This window comes from Sphaerisporangium rufum (genome assembly GCF_016863395.1).
Taxonomy (GTDB): Bacteria; Actinomycetota; Actinomycetes; order Streptosporangiales; family Streptosporangiaceae; genus Sphaerisporangium; species Sphaerisporangium rufum.
Window position 1 is genome coordinate 1 of sequence record NZ_BOOU01000015.1, and the last position, 24,062, is coordinate 24,062.

General features: G+C 74.0%; 19 protein-coding genes. 8 read left to right on the forward strand and 11 right to left on the reverse strand.

What is annotated here, in order from left to right; translation table 11 throughout:
• The 3 genes from Sru01_RS06300 to Sru01_RS06310 form a co-directional block, all read right to left on the reverse strand.
• Positions 1-1,005 (reverse strand): nitrate- and nitrite sensing domain-containing protein (locus Sru01_RS06300; protein ID WP_203982920.1); only part of this gene is annotated, 1,005 nt, incomplete at its 3' end.
• Between the two features lie 214 nt (positions 1,006-1,219).
• Positions 1,220-1,780, reverse strand: a complete 561-nt coding sequence (locus Sru01_RS06305) for a GNAT family N-acetyltransferase (RefSeq protein WP_203982921.1) — start codon at positions 1,778-1,780, stop codon at positions 1,220-1,222.
• A 143-nt stretch (positions 1,781-1,923) separates the two neighbouring features.
• A complete protein-coding gene (locus Sru01_RS06310; protein ID WP_203982922.1) occupies positions 1,924-4,707 on the reverse strand; it encodes a nucleoside hydrolase-like domain-containing protein in 2,784 nt (927 codons plus the stop codon).
• 985 nt (positions 4,708-5,692) lie between these two features.
• Here Sru01_RS06310 and Sru01_RS06315 point away from each other — a divergent pair.
• On the forward strand, positions 5,693-6,274 hold the full coding sequence (locus Sru01_RS06315; protein WP_203982923.1) for a glyoxalase superfamily protein: 582 nt from the start codon (positions 5,693-5,695) through the stop codon (positions 6,272-6,274).
• Here the strand turns inward: Sru01_RS06315 and Sru01_RS06320 are convergent.
• On the reverse strand, positions 6,249-7,721 hold the full coding sequence (locus Sru01_RS06320; RefSeq protein WP_203982924.1) for a serine hydrolase domain-containing protein: 1,473 nt from the start codon (positions 7,719-7,721) through the stop codon (positions 6,249-6,251). The genes Sru01_RS06315 and Sru01_RS06320 overlap by 26 nt on opposite strands.
• A gap of 418 nt (positions 7,722-8,139) precedes the next feature.
• On the opposite strand from Sru01_RS06320, the gene Sru01_RS06325 reads away from it, so the two are divergent.
• Genes Sru01_RS06325 through Sru01_RS06335 form a run of 3 tightly spaced genes read left to right on the forward strand, consistent with a single transcriptional unit; the run spans position 8,140 to position 9,982 of the window.
• Positions 8,140-8,700 carry a hypothetical protein gene (locus Sru01_RS06325; RefSeq protein WP_203982925.1) on the forward strand — a complete coding sequence of 187 codons (561 nt, stop codon included), beginning with the start codon at positions 8,140-8,142 and terminating at the stop codon, positions 8,698-8,700.
• On the forward strand, positions 8,697-9,155 hold the full coding sequence (locus Sru01_RS06330; RefSeq protein ID WP_203982926.1) for a hypothetical protein: 459 nt from the start codon (positions 8,697-8,699) through the stop codon (positions 9,153-9,155). Before Sru01_RS06325 ends, Sru01_RS06330 begins: the two co-directional genes overlap by 4 nt.
• Positions 9,152-9,982, forward strand: a complete 831-nt coding sequence (locus Sru01_RS06335; protein ID WP_203982927.1) for a GDSL-type esterase/lipase family protein — start codon at positions 9,152-9,154, stop codon at positions 9,980-9,982. The genes Sru01_RS06330 and Sru01_RS06335 overlap by 4 nt, the downstream gene beginning before the upstream one ends.
• Positions 9,983-10,009: 27 nt before the next feature.
• Here the strand turns inward: Sru01_RS06335 and Sru01_RS06340 are convergent, their stop codons facing one another.
• The 3 genes from Sru01_RS06340 to Sru01_RS06350 are packed head-to-tail and all read right to left on the reverse strand — an operon-like array spanning position 10,010 to position 11,930.
• Positions 10,010-10,858, reverse strand: a complete 849-nt coding sequence (locus Sru01_RS06340; RefSeq protein WP_307811965.1) for an alpha/beta fold hydrolase — start codon at positions 10,856-10,858, stop codon at positions 10,010-10,012.
• Positions 10,859-10,905: 47 nt separating this feature from the next.
• On the reverse strand, positions 10,906-11,706 hold the full coding sequence (locus tag Sru01_RS06345; RefSeq protein ID WP_203982929.1) for a 4'-phosphopantetheinyl transferase family protein: 801 nt from the start codon (positions 11,704-11,706) through the stop codon (positions 10,906-10,908).
• Positions 11,703-11,930 carry a hypothetical protein gene (locus Sru01_RS06350; RefSeq protein WP_239137004.1) on the reverse strand — a complete coding sequence of 76 codons (228 nt, stop codon included), beginning with the start codon at positions 11,928-11,930 and terminating at the stop codon, positions 11,703-11,705. The genes Sru01_RS06345 and Sru01_RS06350 overlap by 4 nt, the downstream gene beginning before the upstream one ends.
• A 565-nt stretch (positions 11,931-12,495) precedes the next feature.
• Between Sru01_RS06350 and Sru01_RS06355 the strand changes: the two genes are divergently transcribed.
• On the forward strand, positions 12,496-13,923 hold the full coding sequence (locus Sru01_RS06355) for a WS/DGAT/MGAT family O-acyltransferase (protein ID WP_203982931.1): 1,428 nt from the start codon (positions 12,496-12,498) through the stop codon (positions 13,921-13,923).
• Between the two features lie 9 nt (positions 13,924-13,932).
• Here the strand turns inward: Sru01_RS06355 and Sru01_RS06360 are convergent, their stop codons facing one another.
• Both Sru01_RS06360 and Sru01_RS06365 read right to left on the reverse strand, forming a co-directional pair.
• Positions 13,933-14,346 (reverse strand): pyridoxamine 5'-phosphate oxidase family protein, encoded by a 414-nt coding sequence (locus tag Sru01_RS06360; protein WP_203982932.1) that lies wholly within the window; start codon positions 14,344-14,346, stop codon positions 13,933-13,935.
• A 121-nt stretch (positions 14,347-14,467) separates the two neighbouring features.
• Complete coding sequence (locus Sru01_RS06365; RefSeq protein ID WP_203982933.1) at positions 14,468-14,764, reverse strand: hypothetical protein; 297 nt, start codon at positions 14,762-14,764, stop codon at positions 14,468-14,470.
• 124 nt (positions 14,765-14,888) lie between these two features.
• Here Sru01_RS06365 and Sru01_RS06370 point away from each other — a divergent pair, with 124 nt between their 5' ends.
• On the forward strand, positions 14,889-15,659 hold the full coding sequence (locus tag Sru01_RS06370) for a GntR family transcriptional regulator (RefSeq protein WP_203982934.1): 771 nt from the start codon (positions 14,889-14,891) through the stop codon (positions 15,657-15,659).
• Here Sru01_RS06370 and Sru01_RS06375 read toward each other — a convergent pair.
• Both Sru01_RS06375 and Sru01_RS06380 read right to left on the reverse strand, forming a co-directional pair.
• Complete coding sequence (locus Sru01_RS06375; protein ID WP_203982935.1) at positions 15,648-16,637, reverse strand: ROK family protein; 990 nt, start codon at positions 16,635-16,637, stop codon at positions 15,648-15,650. The two genes, Sru01_RS06370 and Sru01_RS06375, sit on opposite strands and share 12 nt — an antisense overlap.
• An 8-nt stretch (positions 16,638-16,645) precedes the next feature.
• On the reverse strand, positions 16,646-17,962 hold the full coding sequence (locus Sru01_RS06380; RefSeq protein ID WP_203982936.1) for an ROK family transcriptional regulator: 1,317 nt from the start codon (positions 17,960-17,962) through the stop codon (positions 16,646-16,648).
• Between the two features lie 123 nt (positions 17,963-18,085).
• Between Sru01_RS06380 and Sru01_RS06385 the strand changes: the two genes are divergently transcribed.
• A complete protein-coding gene (locus tag Sru01_RS06385) occupies positions 18,086-23,032 on the forward strand; it encodes a glycoside hydrolase family 38 N-terminal domain-containing protein (RefSeq protein WP_239137006.1) in 4,947 nt (1,648 codons plus the stop codon).
• Positions 23,033-23,295: 263 nt separating this feature from the next.
• Entirely contained in the window at positions 23,296-24,048 is a 753-nt protein-coding gene (locus Sru01_RS06390) for a peptidylprolyl isomerase (protein ID WP_203982938.1), read from the forward strand.
• The last annotated feature ends 14 nt before the right edge of the window (positions 24,049-24,062 follow it).

Sequence of the window (24,062 nt, forward strand, 5' to 3'; positions counted from 1 at the left end):
CAGCTCGCCGACCAGGGACCGGCCGAACCGGTAGGACAGCAGGATCGACACCACGATGGCGGCCAGTCCGAGACCGACGATCAGGCCGATGCGCCAGTACGCCGCCACCTTGTCGGAGTCCCGCTGTGCCTCGGCGCGGGCCAGCTCGTCCTCGGTGTCCCGGGTGATGTGGTCGAGGATGGCCCGGGCGTCACTGCGCCAGACCGACGGCTCGACCGGGAGCGCGCCGGCGGTGTCGGAGGAGAAGACCTTGCTCTCCACGTCCAGCAGCCGCCGGTAGACGAAGCTCTTCAGCAGGTCGTCGTAGCGGACCCGCAGTTCCGGGCCCATGTCGTTCTCGGAGTTGGCGATGGCGATCCGGCGGCCGGCCATGCCGGCGATGAAGGCGGCGCGCTCGGTCGGGCTCATCCGGCCGCGCACCAGGGAGCTGGTGAGCACGGCGTGCTGCCGGGCCAGGTACTCGGCGCTGGAGCTGTAGAAGCTCATGCCGCGCACCGTGCGGTAGGAGGAGGTGCTGCTCAGCGCGTCGCCCTCGGTGAACTGCATGTATGCGGCGTCGATCAGCTCGTCATAGGCGGTCAGGACCCGCAGCCGCGGCGAGAGCCGGCCGCTGTCGGCGTCCTGGCGCAGCCTGGTCAGGGTGTCCAGCGCCGTCACCAGGGCTCGGACCCGTTCCGGGGCCTCGTCCGCGTCGGTGACCGAGTCGATCACCTGGCGCACCCGCGTCACCGTGCGGTCGGTGATCTGCCGCTGGTCGCCCAGCGACTTGTCGTAGCCGGTGCTGCCGGGGGCCTCGGCGGACAGCTGCCGCTCCCGCTGGAACTCGGTGATCAGCTGCAGCACCGGTGCGCCGATGACCTCCCACCGGTTCTGCGTCTGGGAGATCGTGGCGATCTCCTCGGCGCTGGAGTACGCGATGACGCCCCACAGGGCGACCATGGAGATCAGCGGAAGCAGCAGGATCCTCAGCAGCTTCGAACGGATCGGCTGGGGGGTGGCGCTCATGCGTTACGTCCAATGTCGAGCTATCCGGTGCCGGCCGTCGCGGTGGAGCCTCCGAAAACTGTTACGACGGATGCACCGATGGTGTTGGACAACTATGCACATGGGGCGGAAGTGCATCAAGGTGTCTGACGCGAAGATTTGATACCGATGTAATGATCGCGACATCTGCCGGATTCCCTACCAGGACTCCGGTTTTCTGCCGGGAACCCGCAGCTCAGGCCGGCTGACCCGGACGGCCCGGCCACTCCGGGGCGAGCAGCGACCAGACCTGGGTGTCGTACCGAACGCCCTGGTAGAGGAACTCTTCACGCAGCACGCCGTCCAGGCGCATGCCGAGCCGGCGGGCGACGTCGCCGCTGGCGGTGTTCTCCGGCCGGCAGAGCCAGGTGATCCGGTGGATGCCGCGCACCCGCACCGCCCAGTCGATCAGCCGCTCCGCCGCCCGGGTGATCAGCCCGCGGCCCCGCCCGGCCGGCTCCAGCCAGCAGCCCAGCTCGGCGGTGCCCGCGGCGGTGTCGAACGAGACGAACATGATGCCGCCGACCAGCGTGCCCGCCAGCCAGACGCCGTACAGCCGGCCGGCGTCCCGCGCCGCCAGGTCGGCGTAGCGCTGCAGGGTGGCCCGGGCCGAGGCCAGGTCGGTGCTGCGACTCGCCCACGGGATCCACGGGTCCACCGTCTCCCGGGCCCGGTCGATGTGGGCCAGGAACTCCTCGGCCTGCCACGGCTCCAGCGGCCGCAACTCGGCCCCAGCACCAAGATCGATCGTGAACACCCGCCCACCGTATCGCCCGGCCTGAAGCCGCCGATCCGGGGGGCGGGGGGCCGCGACCGGCCACCGGCGCGGACGGGCCGCCCGGCCGGGACGCGAACCCGCGTGCCCGGCCGGGCGGCCGCCGCCCCGGACGGCCCGGTGGCCTACGAGGTGGGCTTGAAGATCACCCGGCGGTAGTCGCTCAGGTTGTGCGTACCGTTGTCGATCACCTCCAGGATCACGTGGAAGGTCTTGCCCGCCGAGTCCGCCGGGACGTTGACCGTGGCGATGTTCGAGCCGCTGCCGGAGATGTTCACCGAGCCCGGGTAGGTCCCGGCGTCGGTCTGGACCCACCACTTGTAGGTCAGCGCGTTGCCGTCCGGGTCGGTGGTCCGCGACGCGTCCAGGGTGACCGCGGTCCCCTGCCGCGGCGTCTTCGTCAGCACGCTCACGCCGTCATCGCCGTCCAGGACGATGACCGGGTTCCGGTTTCCGCTGCCCGACTGCGCCCAGTCCATCCGGGCCGCGAAGTTGTTGAAGGACGCCGGGTAGAACCGGCTGTTGTACGTCCCGCACGAACCGGCCCCCGACCAGTTGTTGTGCCCGTCGGAGGTGTAGGTGCCGCCCCAGCTCGCCTGGTTCGGCGCGTCCGGGTCGTTGAGGCCGGTGGGCATCGAGAACAGGAACGAGGGGGTGTCACCCTCGACGCCGTACACGTACTTCGGATACTGGCGGCCGAGGTTGCCGTGGCCCTGGATGTGCGTCTGGTACTGGCTCCAGTTGGCCTTGCCGGTCCCGTTCTGGTAGCCCCAGGCGCACTCGTCCCAGATGAACTGGAGGTTGCCGCCCGAGACGTTGCGCATCCACTGGTGGGAGCTGTAGCTGATCGGCTGGTTGCTCGCCCGGTCCTGGTCGGTGATGGCGTACGCGCGGACCTTGCGCAGGAAGGTGTTCAGCTGGTCCTGGGTCCGGTCGTGCTGCACCCGCCAGATCGACTGGGCCAAGGTGTTGCCGCCGCCCCAGAACGTCACGTAGAGGGGACGGTCGTCGTTCTCGTCGGCCAGCCGGATGATCAGGTCGCTGCCGGGGGAGTCGTTCGAGGCGCCGAGGAACTGCGCGCCCCGGTTCCGGCTGCCGGTCATCGTCCGGTCGCGCAGATACTGGGCGCTCGGCCAGTACCCGATGTCCTGCCGGCCGGCATCCTGCGCGAACCCGGTCTGCCCGGAGCGCTTCATCAGGTTGGGCAGGTCCTTCTCGTAGGCGCCGATCGTGTCGCGGATGATGCTGATGAAACCGCTCTTGGTGGCATCGTTCAGGGTGTCGATGCTCCAGCCGGTGGACAGCACCAGCCCTTCGATCTCGAACATGTCGGCGTGGGCCAGCAGCCGGGTCAGCGACTCGTGGTCATCGGGCTCCCACGTCGAGATGTCCGTCAGCACGACCAGGCGCGGCTTGGCCGAGCCCTTGCGCACGGTGACCGGCTTGGACGCGGACGCCGTCCGGCCGTCGTTGTCGGTCACGGTGACCTTGACGGTGTAGTTGCCCTCGCCGGTGTACCGGTGGGTGGTCACCGCGCCGGAGCCGGTGGAGCCGTCGCCGTAGTCCACCTGGTAGCCGCTGATCGTCCCATTGGGGTCGAAGGAGGCGGAGGCGTTCACGGTGACGTTCTCCCCGGGGCGGGGGTTGGCCGGGGTCACCGTGAAGTCGGCGACCGGGTCGCCGCTGTAGACCGTGACCGTTCGGGTGGTGCTGCCGGTCTTGCCACCGCCGCCGGTGACGGTGAGGGTCACCTGGCGGTCACCGGCGGACGCGTACGTGTGGGTCGCCGTCTTGCCGGTGCCGGTCGCGCCGTCACCGAAGTTCCACGCGTAGCTCGTGATCGGGCCGGTGGGGTCGCTCGACGCGGAGGCGTCGAAGCCGACGGCCTGGCCGGCGACCGGCTTGGCCGGCGCGTAGGTGAAGGCCGCACCGGGGCCGGCCTGGGTCACCTTGATGGCGTTGACCTTGGCGTTCTCCACGTTCGGCACGAACTGCAGGTTCAGCGTCCCGTCGTTCACCGTGACGGCGGTCTGCGTCGTGTGGGCGGTATTGGCGGCTGCCACGGCGTAGATGTCCAGGTCGCTGACCCGCTCGGTCCCCTCCATCTGCACGTCGAAGCTGCGCTTCCCCGCCTGGGTGAAGTAGGTCTCGGCGAAGTAGAGCGTCACCACGTAGGACCCGTTCGGGACCGGGGCCGCGTAGGAGAATGTCCCGTACCGCTCGGACTGGAACAGGGTGTCGTCGGTGGTCCCGTTGATGGGCACCGGGTTGGAGTACGTCGATCCGCCGGAGAATCCGGTGTCCGCCGCGAAGTCCGTGCCGTCGGCGGCCTTGAACGCGCCGCCGCCCGCGTTCACCGCGAAGACCGTCGAGCCACCGGGCCCCGGCGTCGGCGTCGGCGTGGGGGTCGGCGTGGGGGTGGGGCTCGGCGTCGCGGTGCCGGAGAACGTCAGCCAGTCCACGTTCACGTTGCCGTTGACGAAGACGAGCTTCACGTCCTGCACGCCGCTCTGCGCCGGCAGGGTGAGGGACTTGGTCTGGTAGGTGTCCCAGCCGCCGGTACCGCCGACGGTCAGGGTGCCGAGGTTCGTCGAACCGGCCCAGACCTGGATCCCGGTGTTGCCGCCGCCGTTGGCGACGCTCAGCTCGACCTTGTTCGTCCCGGTGTGCAGGTCCACCCCGGTGTACTGCGTCCAGGCGTTCGCCCCGACGTAACACAGCACGCCGTTACAGACCTGCAGCGAGCCGCCCGACGCGTTGTAACTCTCCGCCTCGATCCGAGACCAGCCGTCGCGGGCGGCGGCGGCCGAGGCGACGTTCGCCGTGGCCACCCGCAGGCCGGCCAGCAACATGAGCAGTGCCGCAATGACGGCGGTGTAGGAAAGAGCAGGATTTCTACGTTTAGCCAAGAACATTCGACCCTCTTGTGGAGTAGATGCAGGGAATTGATCCACGGTTCCGTCGTCTGGACCATGTGGTCGGCGTCGGGGGCGTACCTGCCGATGCGCGCGGCGGGTCGCGCACCGCCGCGTGAACGGCGCGGGAGAGTCGCCGTGTCCGGCCACGCATCCGCCGACCAGGGCGGTTGTCGCAGGACAGGGCGACGGCCGCCGTTTCGCACTCCTTTCGCACAAGACCATGGCGCGCGATTCTCCGGAAAAGGAGAAACGGCATATCGCACTGCCGATCCGTGAAATAGGTATGACGACCGGCCGGCGCCCCTGACGACCATCGGCCCCGGCGCCGGGTGATCCGAGCCGTCCGGCCGCACGCCCGGAAATTGCTGTGATGATTGCATGGCCGTACCCGGACGGCAAGCTTCATTCAGTAATGAATAGATATTCATATCGTCGGCGTGCGCGGCCCGGCGGCCGCCGGTCGCCGTCGCGCGTCGTTCCACCTGCACGACCGGCCGATCGGGTCCGATCCGGTACCGCCCATCACCCCCGCCGCCCGGCACTCCCCGCCGGCGCCGGCGGGCAACGGATGAAAGATTCACGCCAGGCCGAGCACGGCGATCCCGCCTGCGCCGGCGCCGTGCGGCTCGGTCTCAGCACGTCCTGGGCCGGTGGCGGCCGCCCCGCCGGCGATGACAGGCTCCGGGGTCAGGTGCTCCGGGGCCACCGCCGGCTCACGGGCGGGCGTCCCAGACGGACGTGCCATAAACGATCTGGTGCCGGTCGACGGGGATCACGATGTCGGCCGTTTCGACCGGCCGGGCGGTTCGTGAGGCCTGACGGGTTATGCTGGCGATGGCTTGGTGCGGCCGGCCGCTCGCGCCCGATCAGGGTCTGGTGAACGCATCGCGGGATCATCTCCGGCATGGCTGCCGATCGCGGCGCTCCGCCGACAATGCGAGCATCGGCAGATGACGCGCCGCGCGGAAGGCCGGGCATGACCGCCAGCGACGACACCGTAATCGACACCGCCATCGACATCGAGCGCGCCAAGAGACTCGCCAGGACGCTCCGCCGGGACCTCGCCGAGGCCGGCGTGGACATCTCCCACTCCTTCGCCTTGGAGTTGGTCGCGCACCAGCACGGCGTCAAGGACTGGAACGTGCTGGTGGCGCGGGCCGGCACCGCGGTATCCGGTGCCGCGCCAAAGAGGGGCCGGGTCGGACCGGGTGTCCCGGTGCTGCGGGTGATGTCGGTCGAGGTGGCGTTGCCGTTCTATGTCGGCTATCTGGGGTTCACCGTGGACTGGGCGCACCGGTTCGAGCCTGGGCTGCCGGTGTACGCACAGGTGTCCCGGTCGGCGGCGCTGCTGCATCTGTCGGAACACCACGGCGACGGCAGCCCGCACGGCGTCGTGTGGCTCCCGGTCTCCGACGTGTACGCCCTGCGCGACGAGCTGCTGGGCCGGGCGGCTGCGCCGCTGCGTCCCGGCGTCGACCCCGATGCGCCCGGCGGGCCGACGCTGGAGGTCATCGACCCGTACGGGAACGTGCTCAGGTTCGCCCAGCCCGCCCGCTGACCTCGGGGACGGCCGGCCGGGTGTCCGCGATGGAGACCGGACGCAGCCGGGCCAGCCGGGCGGCGGCGGTCGCGAGTCCCGCCGTGGCGGCGACGGCGAGCGTGATGGCCAGCGGGGCGGGGAAGTAGGTCAGCTGGGCCCAGGTCACCGCCCGGCCGTTCATCAGCAGCGACACCCATTGCGGGCAGGTGGCCAGCACCGCGGCCGGCACCAGCCCGCCGGCCAGCCGGAACGCGGTCCGCCACCAGGCCCGCCCGGCGCGCCGGCGCGCCCAGCGTCCGGACCGGCGCACCCCGAGGACCCCGAGCCCGAACGCGGTCAGGGCTATGAGGCCGAGGGCCAGCTCCGTCAGCTGCCGTGTTCCGCCCGGTGCGGCCGGCCGGCGGCCGTCGGCCAGGGCGACCAGGCCGAGCAGGATGTCGTAGGTGTCGTCGTACAGCGAGGCGCTGTTGGTCAGGACCGCGAAGCCGGAGCCGGTGGCCGGGTCGATCGCCTGGACGGCCGTGTAGGTGAACAGGTTGCCCGAGTGCACCAGCAGCCGGTGGCCCGCCACCACCTGCTCGCCCCAGCCCATCGCGTAGCCGGTGCCCGGCGCATGCTCGTGCATCGCCGCCAGGGACTTCGGCGTCACCATCCGGGGGCCGTGGCCGGTCTGGCCGATCAGCCAGCGGCCCATGTCGCCCGCCGTGGTGACGATCCCGCCGGCGCCACCGCGGAATCCCGGAAGCTCGGCCCGGGACACCCAGGCGCCGTACAGGGAGATGAACCCGTCCGCCGGCCGTACCACCCGGTCTCCGACGGCGCTGGCCTTCATGCCGAGCCGGCCGAAGACCCGGGCGCTCATGGCGCCGGCGAAGTCGCGGCCGTCGACGGCCTCGACCAGCCGGGCGGCGACGTCGTAGTTGACGTTGCAGTACTCGTACCGGGCTCCGGGTTCGGCGGCCAGCGTGCCGGCACGCAGGGCGCGCAGGTAGCCGGCGAGGCTCGTCGCGCGCTGGGTCGCGGCGATGTCGACCGTGCGGTCCGACAGGCCGGAGGTCTGGTTCAGCAGCTGCCGTACGGTGATCCGCCCGGCGCGCGGGTCGGCCATCCGGAACTCCGGCAGGTACGCGGCGACCGGCCGGTCCAGCGCCACCCGGCCCTCGTCCACCATGGTCATGACCGCGGCCGCGGTGAACGACTTGCTCACCGACGCCACCCGCATCGGGGTGTCCGCGGTGACCGGCCGGCCGGACGCGTCGTGCCCGGTCCCGGTCGCGTGCACGATCCGGTCGCCGCGGGTCACCACCGCCGACAGTCCCGGCAGTCCGGTCGAGTCCCTGGCCTCTCGCAGGTACCGGTCGATGGCCGCCGGCGTGGGCTCCACGGCCGGTGCCGCACCCAAGGCGGTGTCGGGAGAGGCGAGGAACAGGGAAAAGGCGAGGACTGTCAGCAGGATTCTCCGCATGGGCCGAACCTAGGGGCCGGTGTCCGGCGCGGCGTCCGGCGATCGTCACCTCACGCGTCTGACGAAAGTCGTGGTGCGCCGCCGGTCGTCCGCCCGGTCTCCCGGTTCCCGGAAACCGGCGGGGCGCCGTTCCGGAAGAGATGGACCGGATTGACGTCCATAAAATGGTTTATTGCCTGCCGTAATTCGCCAGGCCGGGTCCCGGGCGCGGCAGGAGGCGGCGGCGGCCGATCGGATATGCGTGATGTCCCATATTGGACAGCCCGTGGGGAGAAAAAGGCATTTGTGAAGAAGGACGGGCCAGGCGTTCGTAGGGAAAATCGAGCTGTCCCCCTGTCGCCCGCCGCGGTGTCCAGGGGGTGCCCGCCGTCCGGTGCGGGGCGGTGGGACGGACCACGCTCTGGAACGAGGTTTGCGTATGGTGACCGAGAGGGCATCCGCGCCGGTGGGGCGGCTGGCGACCTTGAACAGCCGGTACCACAAGGCCGGGCTGACGATCTTCGGGCTGATCGTGCTGGGCCACTGGGCCGAGCACATCGCCCAGGCGATCCAGATCTACGTGCTCGGCTGGCCGCTGCCCGAGGCGCGCGGCGTGCTCGGGCTGCCGTTCCCCTGGCTGATCAAATCCGAGTGGATGCACTACGGGTACGCGCTGCTCATGCTGATCGGCCTGATCATGCTGCGTCCCGGGTTCCACGGCACCGCCAAGACCTGGTGGACGGCGTCGCTGCTCATCCAGGTGTGGCACCACTTCGAGCACCTGCTGCTGCTGACCCAGGCGATGACCGGCTGGCACCTGGCCGGCCGTCCGGTGCCGACCAGCATCATCCAGCTGATCGTGCCCCGGGTGGAGCTGCACCTGTTCTACAACACGATCGTCTTCATCCCGATGGTGGTCGCCATGGTCCGGCACCTGCGCCCGAGCCCGGCCGAGCGGGCGAGCATGACCTGCACCTGCGCCCAGCCCGCGTTGGTATGACCGCAACCACGACGCCCCGCCGGCGCCGGTCGCCCGCGTTCACCGCGGCGCTGGCGCTGGTCGGGGCGTTCCTGCTGCTGCTCACCGTGCCGAACGTCGGGCCGGTGCTGCGCGCCGCCCGGGCCGACGGGACGGCCGGCGAGTTCACCGCCCGCCGGCTGTACTGCGTCCAGCATCCCGGGCACGAGAGCTGCTCGTGGACCGGGGACTTCGCCTCCGCCGACGGCCGGGTGCGGCGCACCGGCGTCGCGCTGTACGGCAGCGACCGCGGCACGCTGACCGCCGGAAGGACGACCCCGGCGGTCGACGTCGGCCGGCGCGGCACCGTCTACGGGCCCGGCGGCTCGAACGAGTGGGTCTTCACCTCGCTGCTGATCCTGGCCGGCCTGGCCGTCATCGTGCTGGCGTTCCGCCCGGTCCGGCGCACCGCGCCGCCGGACGCCCCCTCGCCGTGACCGCCACCGCCGCGCCGCCCCGGCGGGTCGCCGCCGGGGCGGTGCCGCGCATCATGATCGTCGGGGATTCCATCAGCCAGGGCCGGGACGGGGACCGCACCTGGCGGTACCGGCTGTGGCAGGAGTTCCGCTGGCGCGGTGTCACGGCCACCCTGGTCGGCCCCTGGCAGGGCACCTGGTTCCCGCCCGCCGGGCATCCGGGGGACACGCCCGCCGCGCCGGACGACCCGCGGCACGCCGGCCGCTACCGCCCGGGCGCCGACTTCCCCGAGCGCCGGCACTACGCCAGCTGGGGGCGGCTGCTGCGCGAGGCCCGGGACAACATCGGCGGCGCGGTCGCCGCCCACCGGCCGGCCTGCCTGATGGTCGCGCTCGGCTTCAACGACCTGGCCTGGGGCGTCTCCGGCCCCGGCGCGCTGCTCGCGGACCTGGCCGGCTTCCTGGACGCCGCCCGCGCCGCCGAGCCCGGGATGCGCCTGCTGGTCGCCAACGTGGTGCACCGCACCCCGCTGGCCGGCCGGCCGCAGATCGCCCGGGACATCGCCGCCTACAACCGCCGGCTGCCGGCCGTGCTGGCCGGGCTGTCCACCCCGCGTTCCCCGCTGACGCTGGTCGACCTGGCCGCCCGCTACGACCCGTTCCGTGACTCCTACGACGGGGTGCACCCCAACGCCTCCGGCGAGCTGAAGATAGCCGCCGCCTTCGCCGCCGCCTACACCGCCGCACCCGGCCCCGGCCGGTCGCGATCCGTCCACCGGACGGGCGCCGTGCGCCGGGACGTCCGGCCGCGCGGTCCGGTGCCCGTCCTCGCCGCCCCGGCGCGCTGACCTCGCGGGCCCCGGGGGCGGGGGCGCTCAGGAGAGGGCGAAGTGGTGGGCGGCGATGGTGGACAGCACCGTGGTGAGGTCGCGCGGGGCCGACACCATGGGCCAGTGGCCGGTGTCCAGCGAGTGGAAGGTCCAGCCGGGCGCCTCGCGCATCGCCGCGACGTCGGCCGAGACCCGGCCGCCGAAGTGCTCCTTGTCGCAGACGATGTAGCTGGCCCGCTGGGCGGCCAGCGGGCGGGTGAGCACGGCCGGCTCGGACAGGGTGCGGCCCGGGTGGGCGACGAAGCGCTCCACCAGCCAGCGCGCCTGCCGGGCGGTCAGGTCCTGGCCGTCGGCCACGACGGTGGCGTCCGGGACCGGCCAGCGGCCGCGGTTCTCCGCGATGAGCCGTAGCTCGCCGGTCCGCTGCCGCTCGGGGAAGGCGTGCAGGAGCGATCGCCCGTGGTGCGGCAGGAACCCCTCCAGGAACACGGTGCGGGCCACCCGGCCGGGCACCCGGTCGGCGACCTGGCCGGCCACCATGCCCGCGTAACTGTGCCCGACCAGGATCACGTCTCGCAGGTCGTTCCGCTCGATGAGCGCGAGTACGTCCTGGACGTGGGTGGCCAGTCCGATGGCCGACACATCCGAATTCGGGTGGGCCAGGCCCGGCAATGTGAGGGGGTATACCTCATGCCCGAGCGCCCGCAGCCCGCGGGTCACCGGTTCCCACGCCCAGGCGCCCATCCAGAGGCCGGGAATCAGAATGAAATCGTTCTTCATGGCGGGGAGGCTTCCTCTCCTGCCCAGCCGGACTGTCACGGAATGTCCCGGAAATCGGATACGGCGGGATCGCTCGCCATCGGGAACGCGTAAGGCCGGCCCCCGATGGCGCATTTTCCGTAGTAATTGAACAGTCTCGTGCCGGACGGCGTCAATGGCGGTCAGGCGGCGACGGGCAGCGCCGCGGCGCTGGTGGAGCCGCGCAGGTCGGCGGCGGTGTACTCGGTCACGAAGATCGGCGTGTCCTCGGTGATGACGGCCACCACGGCGGCGTAGCCGGCGCCGGGGTGCACGTCGCTCATCCGCAGGGTCTCCGGGGCGACGTCCAGCGGCCAGCTCAGCAGCTCCGGCTCGTCCCACGGGTCGCTGACCTCCACCTGGTCCGGCGGGATCCGCAGTCCATGCCCGGTGGCCTTCAGCACGGCCTCCTTGCGCGTCCACATCCGGGCGAACGCGGCGTGCTGCTCGCGCTCGGGGAGCATGGCCAGCGCGATCTTCTCCGACCGGGTCAGCGCGCAGCGCACCAGCTCGCTCACCGGCGCGTCCGGCACCTCCTCGACGTCCACCCCGACCGGCCCGGCGGTGGTCAGCGCGACCGCGACCCGGGATCCGGAGTGCGAGATGGACGCGTGCAGCCCGGCGTCGCCCAGGATGTACGGGCGGCCGTGCGGCTTGTCGCAGTCCGGGCAGCGCCGGACGACGGGCACCGCCGCGGGGGAGACGCCGAGCTGCTCGGCCGCGGCGGCCCGCAGCAGCCAGCAGGCGGTCAGGAAGCGGCGCCGGTCCTGCTCGCGGCGGTAGGTGGCGGCACGCTTGAGCTCGGTCGCGCTGAGCGCGCCCACCAGGTTCTCGACCGGTTCGTCCGCCGGGTCGGCCCACCAGACGCGGCACTCGCCGGGCGCCAGCGCGGGGGCCGGCGCGACGTGCTCGGTGGGGACGGCGAAGAGGGTGGGAGAGTTCACGACAGGTCCTCCTTGTCCGCGGGGCCACCGGCCAGGGTCCGGCAGGTGACGAGCTCCCAGTCACTGACTTCCGGGCCGGCGAGGATCGCGGTCACCTGGTCACGGATCTGCGCGCTGGTGACCCCCGCGCCGGCGTTGACGCGGATGGCGATGTCGCCGGTGACGTTCTTCAGGTCCTTCCGCCACTGCCGGGGCAGCATGGCGAGAATTCGGATCCCGTCCACCGGGGAATTCGGTACCACTTCTCCGGCGACACGGCGGATCGTCAATTCGACGAGCATTTCTCGGCCGCCTTCGGCTCAGTCCCAGGTGGTGCCGGGAACGATGGACGCGGTGGCCCGCGCGGCGCGGGGGGAAACGGTGGCGAGAAAGGCGGCGGACGAAATCTGCGGCTGCATTTCTTTTCCTCTTCCTTCTGGCTCTGCTCGGTGCTCTCACGAACAACTCTCCGGGATTTCCCATCCGCGGGACAGACGATTCCCCGTCAGCAAGTTGCACGCCTCCGGCAGCTTCCTGCCAGCCGGTCGGCGGCGCCCGCCGGAGCGGGCGGCGGCCGGCGGGCCGGCGCGCCGCCGCCGCCGGCCTCCCCACGCGCCGCTTGGCTGCGGACCACCGCAACTACCCTGGTTCGGGGGATGAATTCGCTGGCCAGGGCACGCCGCACGATGGCGGAGGGCCGGGGCGGTGACCCGGTGGCGCGGTGAGATCATCGAAGTGCGGGCATGGATACCGGAGAGGCCGGGCCGACACCGGGCCGACGCCGGGCCGACACCGAGGGGAGGCTGCGTGATGCGGCAGCTGAGCGCGCTCGACGCGCAGTTCCTCAACTTCGAGACCGACACCAACGTCGCCAACATCGCGCTGCTGTCCATCGTCGACGGCGAGCTGGACCGCGACGAGCTGGCCGGCCTGGTGGAGCGGCGGGCGGCCCTCATCCCGCCGCTGCGGCAGCGGATCTTCCCGGTGCCGCTCGGCCTGGACCACCCGTACTGGGTGCAGGACGAGACGCTGGACCTCGACTACCACGTGCGCGAGCTGGCGCTGCCCCCGCCGGGCAGCGACCGGCAGCTCGCCGCCCAGGTCGCCCGGCTGCACGCCCGGCGGCTGGACCGGCGGCACCCGCTGTGGGAGATGTACGTGGTGCACGGGCTGGCCGGCGGCCGGACCGCCGTCTACACCAAGCTTCACCACGCGGCCATCGACGGCGTGGGCGGTGCGTCGGTGCTGGCCGCCTTCATGGACCTGTCCCCGCACCCGGCCGAGCCGCCGGCCCCCGGCCCGCCGGCGCCGCCCGACCGGGCTCCGGAGGTCGCCGAGATGCTGGGCCGGACCGCCGTCCGGCTGGCCGCCAACCCGGCGTACGTGCTGCGGTTCCTGGTCGAGGCGGTGCCGCACCTGGACGAGATCCCGCTGGTGTCCCGGCTGCCGGGCGCGGTCACCGTCTCGCGGGTGACCCGCCGGCTGAGCCGCGGCCTCACCGGTCGCGAGGAGGTGCCGGAGCTGCCGCGGCTGGCGGTGCCGCGCACGCCGTTCAACGGGCCGGTCTCCGCGCACCGCCGGTTCGCCTTCGCCGAGTTCGCGCTGGCGGACGTGAAGCGGGTCAAGAACGCCTTCGGCGTGACGGTGAACGACGTCGTGATGACGATGGCGGCCACCGCGGTGCGCCGCTGGCTGATCGCGCACCACGCGCTGCCCGGCGAGCCGCTGGTGGCCGGCATCCCGTTCTCGCTGCACGAGGCGGGCGACGACGGCCGCAACCAGGTGACGTTGATGATCACCTCGCTGGACACCCAGGTCGCCGATCCGGTCGAGCGGCTACTGGCGGTGCACGAGTCGATGGGCCGGGTCAAGGACCGCTTCGCGCTGGCCCCGGCCCGCTGGCTGCGCCACCTGAGCCAGGGGATGCCGGCGGCGCTCATGGGCCTGGCCGACCGCGCGGCCTTCGGGCTGGTCGCGCAGACCTCGCCGGCGGTGAACCTGCTGGTGTCCAACGTGCCCGGCCCGCAGATCCCGCTGTACCTGTGCGGCCGGCGCATCCTGTCGCAGTACCCGGTCTCGGTGGTGACCGACGCCAGCGGGGGGCTCAACATCACCGCGCTGTCCTACGACGGGCGGCTCGCGGTCGGCGTGGTCGCCTGCCGCACGATGGTCCCGGACGTGTGGAGCGTCACCGAGTACCTGGGGGAGGCGCTGGACGAGCTGCTCGCGCTGTGCTGAGGCCCGGCGTCAGAGCCCGTCGTGCATCCGGCGCCCGGAGACCTGCTCGGGCCGCAGCACGATGAAGTGCTCCCGGGTGCCCGGCGCCCACGGGGCCAGCGGCAGCCGGCGCAGCCGGTCGGCCTCGGCGGCGTCCCGGACGCCGCGGGCGTGCCCCACCATGGTCACCGACCAGCCCGTCCGCAGCACGGCGTCGAACTCGTCGGCCTCGAACGCCACCACCGTGTCGCCGGCGGCGGCCGCCAGCCGGGAACCGCTGGTCGTCCGGATCACCACCAGGCCGCGGTCGAGCACGAAGTTGACCGGCTGGACGGCCGGCAGGGCCCGGTCGGTGAACACGATCCGCCCGACCGGCACCGACGCCAGCAGTTCCAGGCACTCCTCCCGTGAGAGCACCTGCAACCCGGCCGAATCCACTGTCATGCGTCAAGACTGCCCGAGCGCCGCCGCGGCCGGTCAGGGCCGAAGGTCCCGCCCTGCCGGGCCATCGGCCCGCGACCGGGCGCGCGGGCCAGGACCGGCCGGGCGGGCGAGATCGCGCAGGTCAGGCCGCCTGGCCGAGCAGGATCTCGTGCCAGAGGCGCTCGGCCTCGGCGTAGCGCATCCGGGCCGTCTCGTGCGCCGCGCCGGTCTGCCGGTCGGTCCGCCGGACGTGCGCCCGGCCGCCGCCGACCACCAGGTAGTAGACCCGGGCCCGGCACTCGCACGTCCAGCGCAGGATGCGCGGCCGGGCCTCCAGCCGCATCGGCGGATGCCAGGCGACCACCTGGTGGCCGGGCCGCGGCCGGGGCGGATGCGGGCCATGATCGGCATGGCCGGAACTGGACGTCAGCGCGGTCACGCCCGTCTCACACCCCCCGTTGCCGCCTACGCCAATCGATTGACATATACGACAATGGCGAGGCGGTAAGGTGCGTGTCAACCAGGTCGCCTGGGTTGGAACCCAAAGCAGAAACGGACCCCCCATGTCCGGTCACGCCTACGAGCACATAGCGGCCGAGCTGCGCGGCGCGATCCTCGACGGCGAGCTGGCACCGGGCACCCGGCTGCCCCGGCACGCCGACCTCGCGGCCCGCTACGGCGTCTCGGAGATCGTGGTGCGGCAGGCGATCGACGCGCTGAAGAACGCCGGCCTGGTGGAGACTCGGGGCCGCGGCGGCACCCGGGTGCGCGACCGGCCGCCGGTCCGGCGGGTCTCCTCCCGCCGCTACCTGGCCGATCTCGGCTCGCAGGCCACGCCGCGCACGTCGTTCACCGACGACCACGCCATCACCTGGTCGCAGTACCGGCTGGACACCGCCTACCGGTGGATCGAGGCCGACGAGCGGCTGGCCGGGCTGTTCGAGGTCCCGCCCGGCACCCGGATACTGGAGCGGCACTTCGTCTTCTACGCCGCCGGCCGGCCCGCGCAGATGTCCCGGCCCTGCCTGCTCGCCGCGGACGTCGAGGGGACGCCGGTGGCCGATCCCGGCAACGAGCCCTGGCCGGGCGGCACCATCGGCCAGCTCCGCTCGCTGGGCATCGAGGTGGACGAGATCGCCGAGTCGGTGGCGACCCGGATGCCCACCCCGGAGGAGGCCCGCACGCTGAACCTGGGCACGGGGGTGCCGGTCTTCGCCGTCACCCGCCGCATGCTGGCCGCCGGCCGCGTCGTCGAGGTCGCCGATCCCATCGTGATCCCCGGTGACCGCACGGTGCTCGACTACGACATCGTGCTGCCGCCGTCACCCGGCTGACCCGGCCGGTGCGCCCAGCGCGGCGCGGGCGGCGCCGACCAGCCCCGCGTCCCGGCCCAGCGCGGCCGGCACCACGCGCAGCCGGCGGACGTAACCCAGGTGGGCCCGGGTGGCGACCGCCCGGCGCAGCGGGGCGAACAGCACCTCGCCGGCCGCGGCCACCCCGCCGCCGATCACCGCCAGGTCCAGGTCGCACAGCACGGCCACCGTGACGATCCCGCAGGCCAGCGCGCCGGCCGCCCGGTCCACCGCGGCGAGCGCCACCGGGTCCCCGGCGCGGGCGGCGGCGGTCAGCTCGCGCGCGTCCGCCCCCGGCCACCCCTGGCCGCGGGCCCAGCGGACCATCGCCGGGCCGCTGGCCATGGTCTCCACGCAACCGGTGGCGCCGCACGGGCAGGGCTCGCCCGCCGGGTCCGCCACGATGTGGCCGATGTGCCCGGCGTTGCCGGTGGGCCCGGGGTACGGCGTGCCGCCGAGCACCAGGCCGCCGCCGATCCCGGTGGACACCACGATGCCGATCATCGCCGCGCTGTCCCGGCCCGCGCCGCGCCACTGCTCGCCGGCGGCGGCGGCCACCGCGTCGCCGAGCAGCAGCGCCGGCGCCCCCGGCACCGCCTCGGCCACCAGGTCCAGCACCGGGAAGCCGCGCCAGGCCGGGATGTTGACCGGGCTCACCGTGCCGGCGGCCACGTCCAGCGGCCCGGCGGAGGCGACGCCGACCGCGGCCGGCGCCGCGTTCCCGCCGTTCCCGCCATTCCCGACGTCCTCGCCGTCCTCGCCGTCCCGGCCGTCCCCGGCCACCACCGCGCGCAGCAGCCCGGCCAGCGCCGCGCCGACCACCTCCGGCGCGCCGGGCGGCGCCGCCGGGGTGGGGGTCTCCTGCCGGCGCAGCACGGTACCGTCCGGGCCGACGAGCGCGGCGGCCAGCTTGGTGCCGCCGATGTCGACGGCGAGAACGGGGCGGCCATGGTCGATCATCAGGCTCCTCAGGGGCTGAGCAGGGTGCCGAGGCGGGGCGCGTAGGCGGCGTGGAACACCAGGGACGCGGCGCCGATCGCGGCGGCGTCCTCGACCTGGGAGAGCTCGACCCGCACCTGGTGCAGCCGGCGGGCCAGCGGGCGGGTCGCCACCGCCCGGGAGACCGCCTCGTGGTAGACGCCGGCGACCTCCCGCAGCGCGGGACCGCCGAGGATCAGCAGGTCGATGTCCAGCAGGTTGACGATGCCGACCGCCGCGTCGGCCACCCGGGCGGCGGCCTCGCCGACGACCGCGCGGGCGAGCGGATCGCCGGCCGCCGCGGCGGCGCAGATCTCCGCGTGACCGGGCGCGCCGCGCAACGTCGTCGCCGGCGCGTTCCGCGACCCGGTCCGCGACTTGGCCCGTGACTCGGTCCGTGACGCGGTGTGCCGCCCGGTCTGCGGCGTGGCCGGCGGGACGGCCTGCGGCGCGTCCGGCGCCGGGGCGGCGGCCAGCCGGTCGCGGACCGCGGCCTCGATCGCCTCCGGGCGGCACACCGCCTCGACGCAGCCGCGGTTGCCGCAGTAGCACTCCGGCCCGTCCGGCAGCACGGTGATGTGGCCGAACTCGCCGGCGTTGCCCGACCGGCCCCGGTAGACCTGGTCGGCCAGGAACAGGCCGCCGCCGATGCCGGTGCCCAGGTACAGGTAGGCGAAGGCCGGCACCCCGCGGGCCCGGCCGGCCCAGCGCTCGCCGACGGCCGCCGCCGTGGCGTCGTTGTCGCAGGTCACCGGCACTCCGGTCCGCTCCTGGAGCAGGCGCCGCACCGGCACCCCGTCCCACCCGGGCAGCCGGGGCGGCGCGCTCATCACCCCGTCGGCGTCCAGCGGGCCCGGGCAGGCCAGCCCGGCGCCGAGCACCCGGCCCGGCGGCACGCCCGCGTCCGCCGCCAGCCGCCGGACGGTGCCGGCCATCTCGTCGATGACGTCCCCGGGCGCGCGGCCGGCCGGCACGGCCGCGCGATGCCGGGCCACCGGCCGCCCGGCCAGGTCGGCCAGCACGTAGGCGATCTCGCCGGGGTCGAAGTGCACGCCGATCGCGTACCCCGCCGCCGGGTCGACCCGCAGGATGGTGCGCGGCTTGCCGCCGCCGGAGGGGGCCGACCCGTCCGCCACCACCAGGCCCTCGGCCATCAGCCGGCGGACGATGACCGACACGGTCTGCGGGGTCAGGCCGGTGCGCGCGGCGATCTGCACCCGGCTGATGCCGTCGGAGACCTGGATCGCCGACAGCACCACCGACCGGTTGAAGCTGCCGACCTTCGGCAGGTTCGTGCCCGTGTGCATGCTCCCGCCGCCTTCGCCGTTCCCGTGATGTCCACCGCAATATGGCACACCACTGTTGACTTAGTAAATCAAAAAGACTTAGGTTCGCCGGACGCGAGCAAGACGGCCGGGAGGGGCGGACCCGTGCAGATCACCAGCGTCGAATCCACCGAGCTCTTCGTCGAGGCCGGCCAGGTCCTGCGGGTTCATCTGGCCGGGCCGCCCGGCGAGGTGGAGATCGGCGTCACCGGGCCCGGCGTCGCCGGCCGCGTCCGCACCGCCGCCCGCCCCGCCGAGGTGGGCGTCACCGTGGCCGCGCCGCCCGGCACCCGGCTGCCGGTCGAGGTGACCGCCGGCCCGGCCCGCGCCACCGCCGAGCTCGTCGTCGCCGAGCCGGGCTGGACGGTGTGGATGGTGCCGCACTTCCACTACGACCCGGTGTGGTGGAACACCCAGGCCGCCTACACCACCACCTGGGACGCCGCGGGCGAGGTGGCGCAGGCTTACCGCGGCGACCGGCAGAACGCCGGGTTCGACCTGGTGCGCGAGCACCTGGAGACCGCGCGGCGCGACCCCGACTACAAGTTCGTGCTCGCCGAGGTCGACTACTTCAAGCCGTACTGGGACTCCTGCCCGCGAGACCGGGAGTACATCCGCCGGCTGCTCGCCGAGGGCCGGCTGGAGCTGATGGGCGGCACCTACAACGAGCCGAACACCAACCTCACCTCCGCCGAGTCGACGATCCGCAACTTCGTGCACGGCATCGGCTTCCAGCGGGACGTGGTCGGCGGCGACCCGGCCACCGCCTGGCAGCTCGACGTGTTCGGCCACGACCCGCAGTTCCCCGGCCTGGCGGCCGAGGCCGGGCTCACCGCGAGCTCGTGGGCGCGCGGGCCCTATCACCAGTGGGGGCCGATGCTCACCGGCAGCGACCCGGTGCGGGACGGCTGGGGCGACCCGTCGGCCATGCAGTTCCCCGCCGAGTTCGAGTGGGTGTCCCCGTCCGGCCGGGGCGTGCTCACCCACTACATGCCCGCGCATTACAGCGCCGGCTGGTGGCTGGACTCCTCACCCGACCTGGCCGCCGCCGAGGTGGCGGTGTACGAGCTGTTCCTGCACCTGAAGAAGGTCGCGGCCACCCGCAACGTACTGCTGCCGATGGGCACCGACTACTCGCCGCCCAACAAGTGGGTCACCGAGATCCACCGGGACTGGAACGCCCGCTACCGGTGGCCGCGCTTCGTCTGCGCGCTGCCCCGCGAGTTCTTCGCCGCGGTGCGCGCCGAGCTGCCGGCACCGGTACCGCAGACCCGCGACATGAACCCGATCTACACCGGCAAGGACGTCTCCTACATCGACACCAAGCAGGCGCAGCGCGCCGCGGAGTCGCTGGTGGTGGACGCGGAGAAGTTCGCCACCCTGGCCGCCCTCACCACCGGCGCGCGCTACCCGCACGCCGCGCTGGACAAGGCCTGGCGGCAGCTCGTCTACGGCGCGCACCACGACGCGATCACCGGCTCGGAGTCCGACCAGGTGTACCTGGACCTGCTCACCGGCTGGCGGCAGGCGAACGACATCGGCCGCGGCGTGCTGGACGCCGCGCTCGGCGAGCTGACCGCCCGGGTCGACACCCGCGGCGCGGGCGGCGCGGTCGTGGTGTGGAACCCGTCGTCGTGGCCGCGCACCGACCTGGTGCGGTTCCGGCTGGCGCTGCCCGGTCCCGGAGCGGCCGGCGTGCGGGTCACCGACCCGCGGCACGGCGAGCTGCCCGTGCTGCTGGAGAACCCCGAGTACGACGAGGCCGGCGAACCGGCCGCGGTGGACGTGGTGGTGCTCGTCCCCGACGTGCCGCCGCTCGGCTGCCGCACGCTACGCGCCGAGCCGCTCACCGGGGACATGCCGCTCACCGGGGACATGCCGGTCAGCGGGGACGTGCCGGTCACCGGAAGCGTGTCGCTCGCCGGGGGCGCGCCGGTCGTCGGGGACCTGCCCGTCACCGGGGACGAACCGGTCACCGGGCGCGCGCGGGCCGCCGGGGATGTGCCGGTCGGCTGGGCGGTCAAGGACGGCCTGGCCATCGCCAACCGGTCGCACCTGGTCGAGGTGGACCCGGCGCGCGGCGGCTGCGTCTCCCGGCTGCGTGACCTGGCCCGCGGCCGCGAGCTGCTCCAGCCGGGCCGGGTCGGCAACGAGATCGTGGTCTACGACGAGTACTCCGCGCACCCCGACTTCCACGAGGGACCTTGGCACCTGGTGCCCAAGGGCACCGCCACCGGCTCGGCCGCCGCCCCGGCGGCCTCGGCGGTGGCCGAGACCTGCCCGCTGGGCGAGCGGATCACCGTCACCGGCCAGGTCGGGCCGGTCGCCTACACCCAGACGATCACGCTCTGGTACGGCCTGGACCGGATCGACTGCGTCACCCACGTGGACCGGTTCGACGGCGGCGACCAGCTGGTCCGGTTGCGCTGGCCGGTGAACGTCCCGGGCGCGCTGCCGGTCAGCGAGGTCGGCGACGCGGTGGTCGGCCGCGGCTTCGGCATGGTCGACGCGGACGCCGGGCCGTACCCGTGGACGCTGGACAACCCGGCCGGCTCCTGGTTCGCGCTGTCGTCCACCGCCCGGGTCCGGGTGCGGACCGCCGGCGGCGCCCCGGCCGGCGACCGGGCCATCGGCATAGCCGAGATCGTCCTCCCCGCCACCGCCACCGACATGACCGGCGTAGCGGCCGGCACCGAAACGGCCGCTGCCGGCACTCCCACCGGCACCGACCCCGATATGACCGGCACCGTGACCCGGGCCGACACGGCCGGCACCGACCCCGATCCCGCCACCGATGTGTCCGGCACCTCCACCGTCTCCGTCACGGCCGGCGCCTCCGCCGTCGCCGACATTCCGGCCGTCACCGCCGGCCACGGCGACACCGGCACCTCCGCCGTCGCCGACATTCCGACCGTCACCCCCGGCCCCGGCGACACCGGCGCCGCCCGCACCGATGCGAGCGGGGTACGGGAGCTGGCGGTCGCGCTGGTGCGCAAGGGGGTCACCTCGACCTGCTCGCGCGGCGACGGCCCCCGCTACGGCGACCTGGCGGTCGACTCCAACCTGCCCGACGTGCGGATCGCGCTCGGCACCCCGCAGGAGAACCCGTTCGTGGCGCTGGTGCTCGCCGAGGCCGGACCGGAGTACGCCGGGCTGCTGAGCCGGCTGCTGGCCGAGGACGGCCAGGCGCGGATCTGGGTGCCGGCGCGCCGGCCGCTGGCCGAGGTCTGGGTGCCCGGCGCCGACCTCACCGGGACCCGGACGCTGCCGGTGCTCATCGTGGCGGGGGCCGCCGCGGTCGCCGGCCTGGTGGCCGACCTGGACGATGCGGTGGTGGAGGCCGTCCAGCCCGACGGCGCCCCCGCCCTGGCCGAACCACTTGACGGTCACGCCGACCGCGGCGATGGCGGCGGGTACCGCGGCGGCGATGACGGTGGCGGCGATGACGGTGGGGGCGATGACGGTGGGGGTGGCCACGGCGATGACGGTGTTGGTGGCGGTCACGACGGCTACACGGTCGGGCTGATCAATCACGGCGTCCCAGGGTTCGCCGTCGACGCCGGTGGCGCGCTGCACCTGTCGCTGATGCGCTCGTGCACCGGGTGGCCGTCAGGGGTGTGGATCGACCCGCCACGGCGCACCACGCCCGACGGGTCGGGCTTCCAACTCCAGCACTGGACCCACTCGTTCCCGTACTCGCTGGTCACCGCGCCGGGCGACTGGCGGCAGGCCGGGCTGGTCCGGCACGGCCACGACGCCGGGCACCCGCTGACCGCCGTTCCCGCGCCCGGCCACGACGGCGAGCTGGCGCCGGTCACCTCGCTGCTCGCGGTGGAGCCGGCCGGCACTGTGGTGCTCGCCGCGCTGAAGCCGGCCGGCGACCCGCTCGCCGCCGGGCGGACCGCCGGCGAGGTGGAGGCGGTGACGCTGCGCCTGTACGAGGCGGCCGGCGACCCGGTGACCGCCCGGATCGCCACCCCGCTGCGGCTGGACGACGCGCACCGCGCCGACCTGCTGGACCGGCCGCTGCACCCGCTGCCGCCCGGCCAGGTCCCGCTCGGCGCCATGGAGATCGCCACCGTGACGGCGTCGGTGTCCCGCCCCGTGTCCCGCATGGTGACCGCGAGCGTGCCCGATGCCGCGACGACGTCCACCTCCGGGTCCGGTTCCACGTCCGGGACCGGTTTCGGGTCCACGTCCGGTGGCGGGACCGTGTCCGGTGCCACGTCCACGTCCACGTCCGCCTCCGTGGCCGCCTCCGCCTCCGGGGCCGGGGCCGGGGCCGAGACCGTGTCCGGGGCCCTGGCCGGGCCGGGTGCGGCGCTCGGCCCGGCCGGTGAGCCCTTCCAGCCGGTGCACACCCGGTACTGGCTGCACAACACCGGGCCGGCGCCGATGGGCAACCTGCCGGTCGCCGTCCACCTGTCGGCGGCCGACGCCGCCGCCGACGGGCCGGTGGAGCTGACCGTGTCGGTCGCCTCCGCGCTGACCGCGGACGAGACCGCGGGGGTGGTCGAGATGGTGGCGCCGCCCGGGTGGAGCTGCGAGCCGGCCGTGCGGCCGTACGCGCTCGCGCCCGGCGGCCACGCGTCGTTCCCGGTCCGGGTGACGCCGCCGGCCGGCGCCGCGCCGGGCGTCCACTGGCTGTGCGCCCGGCTGTCGCACGACGGGCAGGCCTACCAGGACGTCACCCGGCTGCACGTGGGCGGCACGCACGATGTCGGCCTGGCGGTCGAATCGCGCACGGCCCCCGTCCGGCTCGACCCGGGCGACCCGTCGGCGGCGACCGGCACGATCGAGGTGCTGCTGCGCTCCGCGGCGCGCACCGAGGTCCACGTGCAGGCGCAGCTGATCAGCCCATGGCACACCTACGACCTGGTGCCCGAGTGGGACACCGGCGTCGTGGTGCCCCCAGGCGGCGCGGCGCCGGTGCGCTTCGAACTGCAGGCACCGCCCGGCACCCGGCCGGGCCGGTGGTGGGCCGTCGTCAAGCTGGCCGCCGCCGGCTGGCTGCACTACACCGCGGCCGTCGAGATCGAGGTCCTCGGTTGACCGCCGCACCGCCGGACGCCGCTCACCCGGCGGCACCTTCGACCGCCGGGCAGCCCGGGGTATCGCCGGCCATCGCTCACCCCGGGGCGCCGCCTGCGACCGGTCACCCTGCGGCATCCCCGGCCGCTGAGCACCCCGTGAGGTCGTCGGCCGCCGGTCGGCCGGCGGGGTCGCCGGCCACCGGTCGCCCACCGGGGGCACCGACCGGCGGTCACCTCGCGGGGCCGGTCGCCGATCATCCTGCGGGGCCGATCGCCGCCGAGGTGGGGGAGCGGCCGATCCCGGTGGCCCTGGTGGACGCCCGGGAGCGGGAGCTGCGGTCCGGGCCGCTCGCCGCCCGGCTGCCGCCGCCCGGCGGGGCCGAGGGCCGCAACCTGCGCCGCTGGCTGGTCCAGATGCTGGTCGCCGAGGCACTGGTCGAGCAGGAGGCCGCCGCCCTCGGCCTGCCGGCCGCGGTCTCCGGCTCGCCGCCTGCCGTGAACGGGCCGGCGGCCGGCGGCCTGACGCTGCCGGCGGCGCTGCGCAGCGGCGGCGTCGCGGCGGCGCTGCTGGTCGCGATGCCGCTTGCCCGGGCGGTGCGCACAGCGCTGACCGCCGGCCTGCGCGTGCCGGAGGAGGAGATCCGCGCCTACTACGACCGCAACCTCGACCGGTTCACCCGGCCGGAGGTCCGGTACGTGACCTGGCCCGGCGGCGACCCGCTGGGCCCGGTCCGGCGCGGCGAGCTGCCGTCCGCCCTCGAGGACGCGGTCTTCCGGGCCCGGCCGGGCGAGGTGGCCGGCCCGCTGCCCGGCTCCGGCGGGCCGTGGACCCTGCGGGTGGACCGGGTGGTGCCCGGCGGCATCCGCCCCTACCGCGCGGTGCGCGCGGAGATCGCCGCGGAGCTCGGCGCGGTGGCCGCCGACCGCGCCTTCGCCGCCTGGCTGGACCGGCGGCACGCCGAGCGGGTACGCCTGGCCCCCGGCTACGAGCATCCCGCCGACCCCCGCCACCCGGACGCCACCCACCACCACTGACCTGCGCGGACTCG

Excerpts from the sequence above, each read along its gene's own strand:
- Sru01_RS06370 (WP_203982934.1), top strand. The coding sequence starts at position 14,889 with ATGTCCGGTCACGCCTACGAGCACATAGCGGCCGAGCTGCGCGGCGCG.
- Sru01_RS06360 (WP_203982932.1), bottom strand. The coding sequence starts at position 14,346 with ATGACAGTGGATTCGGCCGGGTTGCAGGTGCTCTCACGGGAGGAGTGC.
- Sru01_RS06315 (WP_203982923.1), top strand. The coding sequence starts at position 5,693 with ATGACCGCCAGCGACGACACCGTAATCGACACCGCCATCGACATCGAG.
- Sru01_RS06325 (WP_203982925.1), top strand. The coding sequence starts at position 8,140 with ATGGTGACCGAGAGGGCATCCGCGCCGGTGGGGCGGCTGGCGACCTTG.
- Sru01_RS06320 (WP_203982924.1), bottom strand. The coding sequence starts at position 7,721 with ATGCGGAGAATCCTGCTGACAGTCCTCGCCTTTTCCCTGTTCCTCGCC.
- Sru01_RS06375 (WP_203982935.1), bottom strand. The coding sequence starts at position 16,637 with ATGATCGACCATGGCCGCCCCGTTCTCGCCGTCGACATCGGCGGCACC.
- Sru01_RS06380 (WP_203982936.1), bottom strand. The coding sequence starts at position 17,962 with ATGCACACGGGCACGAACCTGCCGAAGGTCGGCAGCTTCAACCGGTCG.
- Sru01_RS06330 (WP_203982926.1), top strand. The coding sequence starts at position 8,697 with ATGACCGCAACCACGACGCCCCGCCGGCGCCGGTCGCCCGCGTTCACC.
- Sru01_RS06340 (WP_307811965.1), bottom strand. The coding sequence starts at position 10,858 with ATGCGCCATCGGGGGCCGGCCTTACGCGTTCCCGATGGCGAGCGATCC.
- Sru01_RS06355 (WP_203982931.1), top strand. The coding sequence starts at position 12,496 with ATGCGGCAGCTGAGCGCGCTCGACGCGCAGTTCCTCAACTTCGAGACC.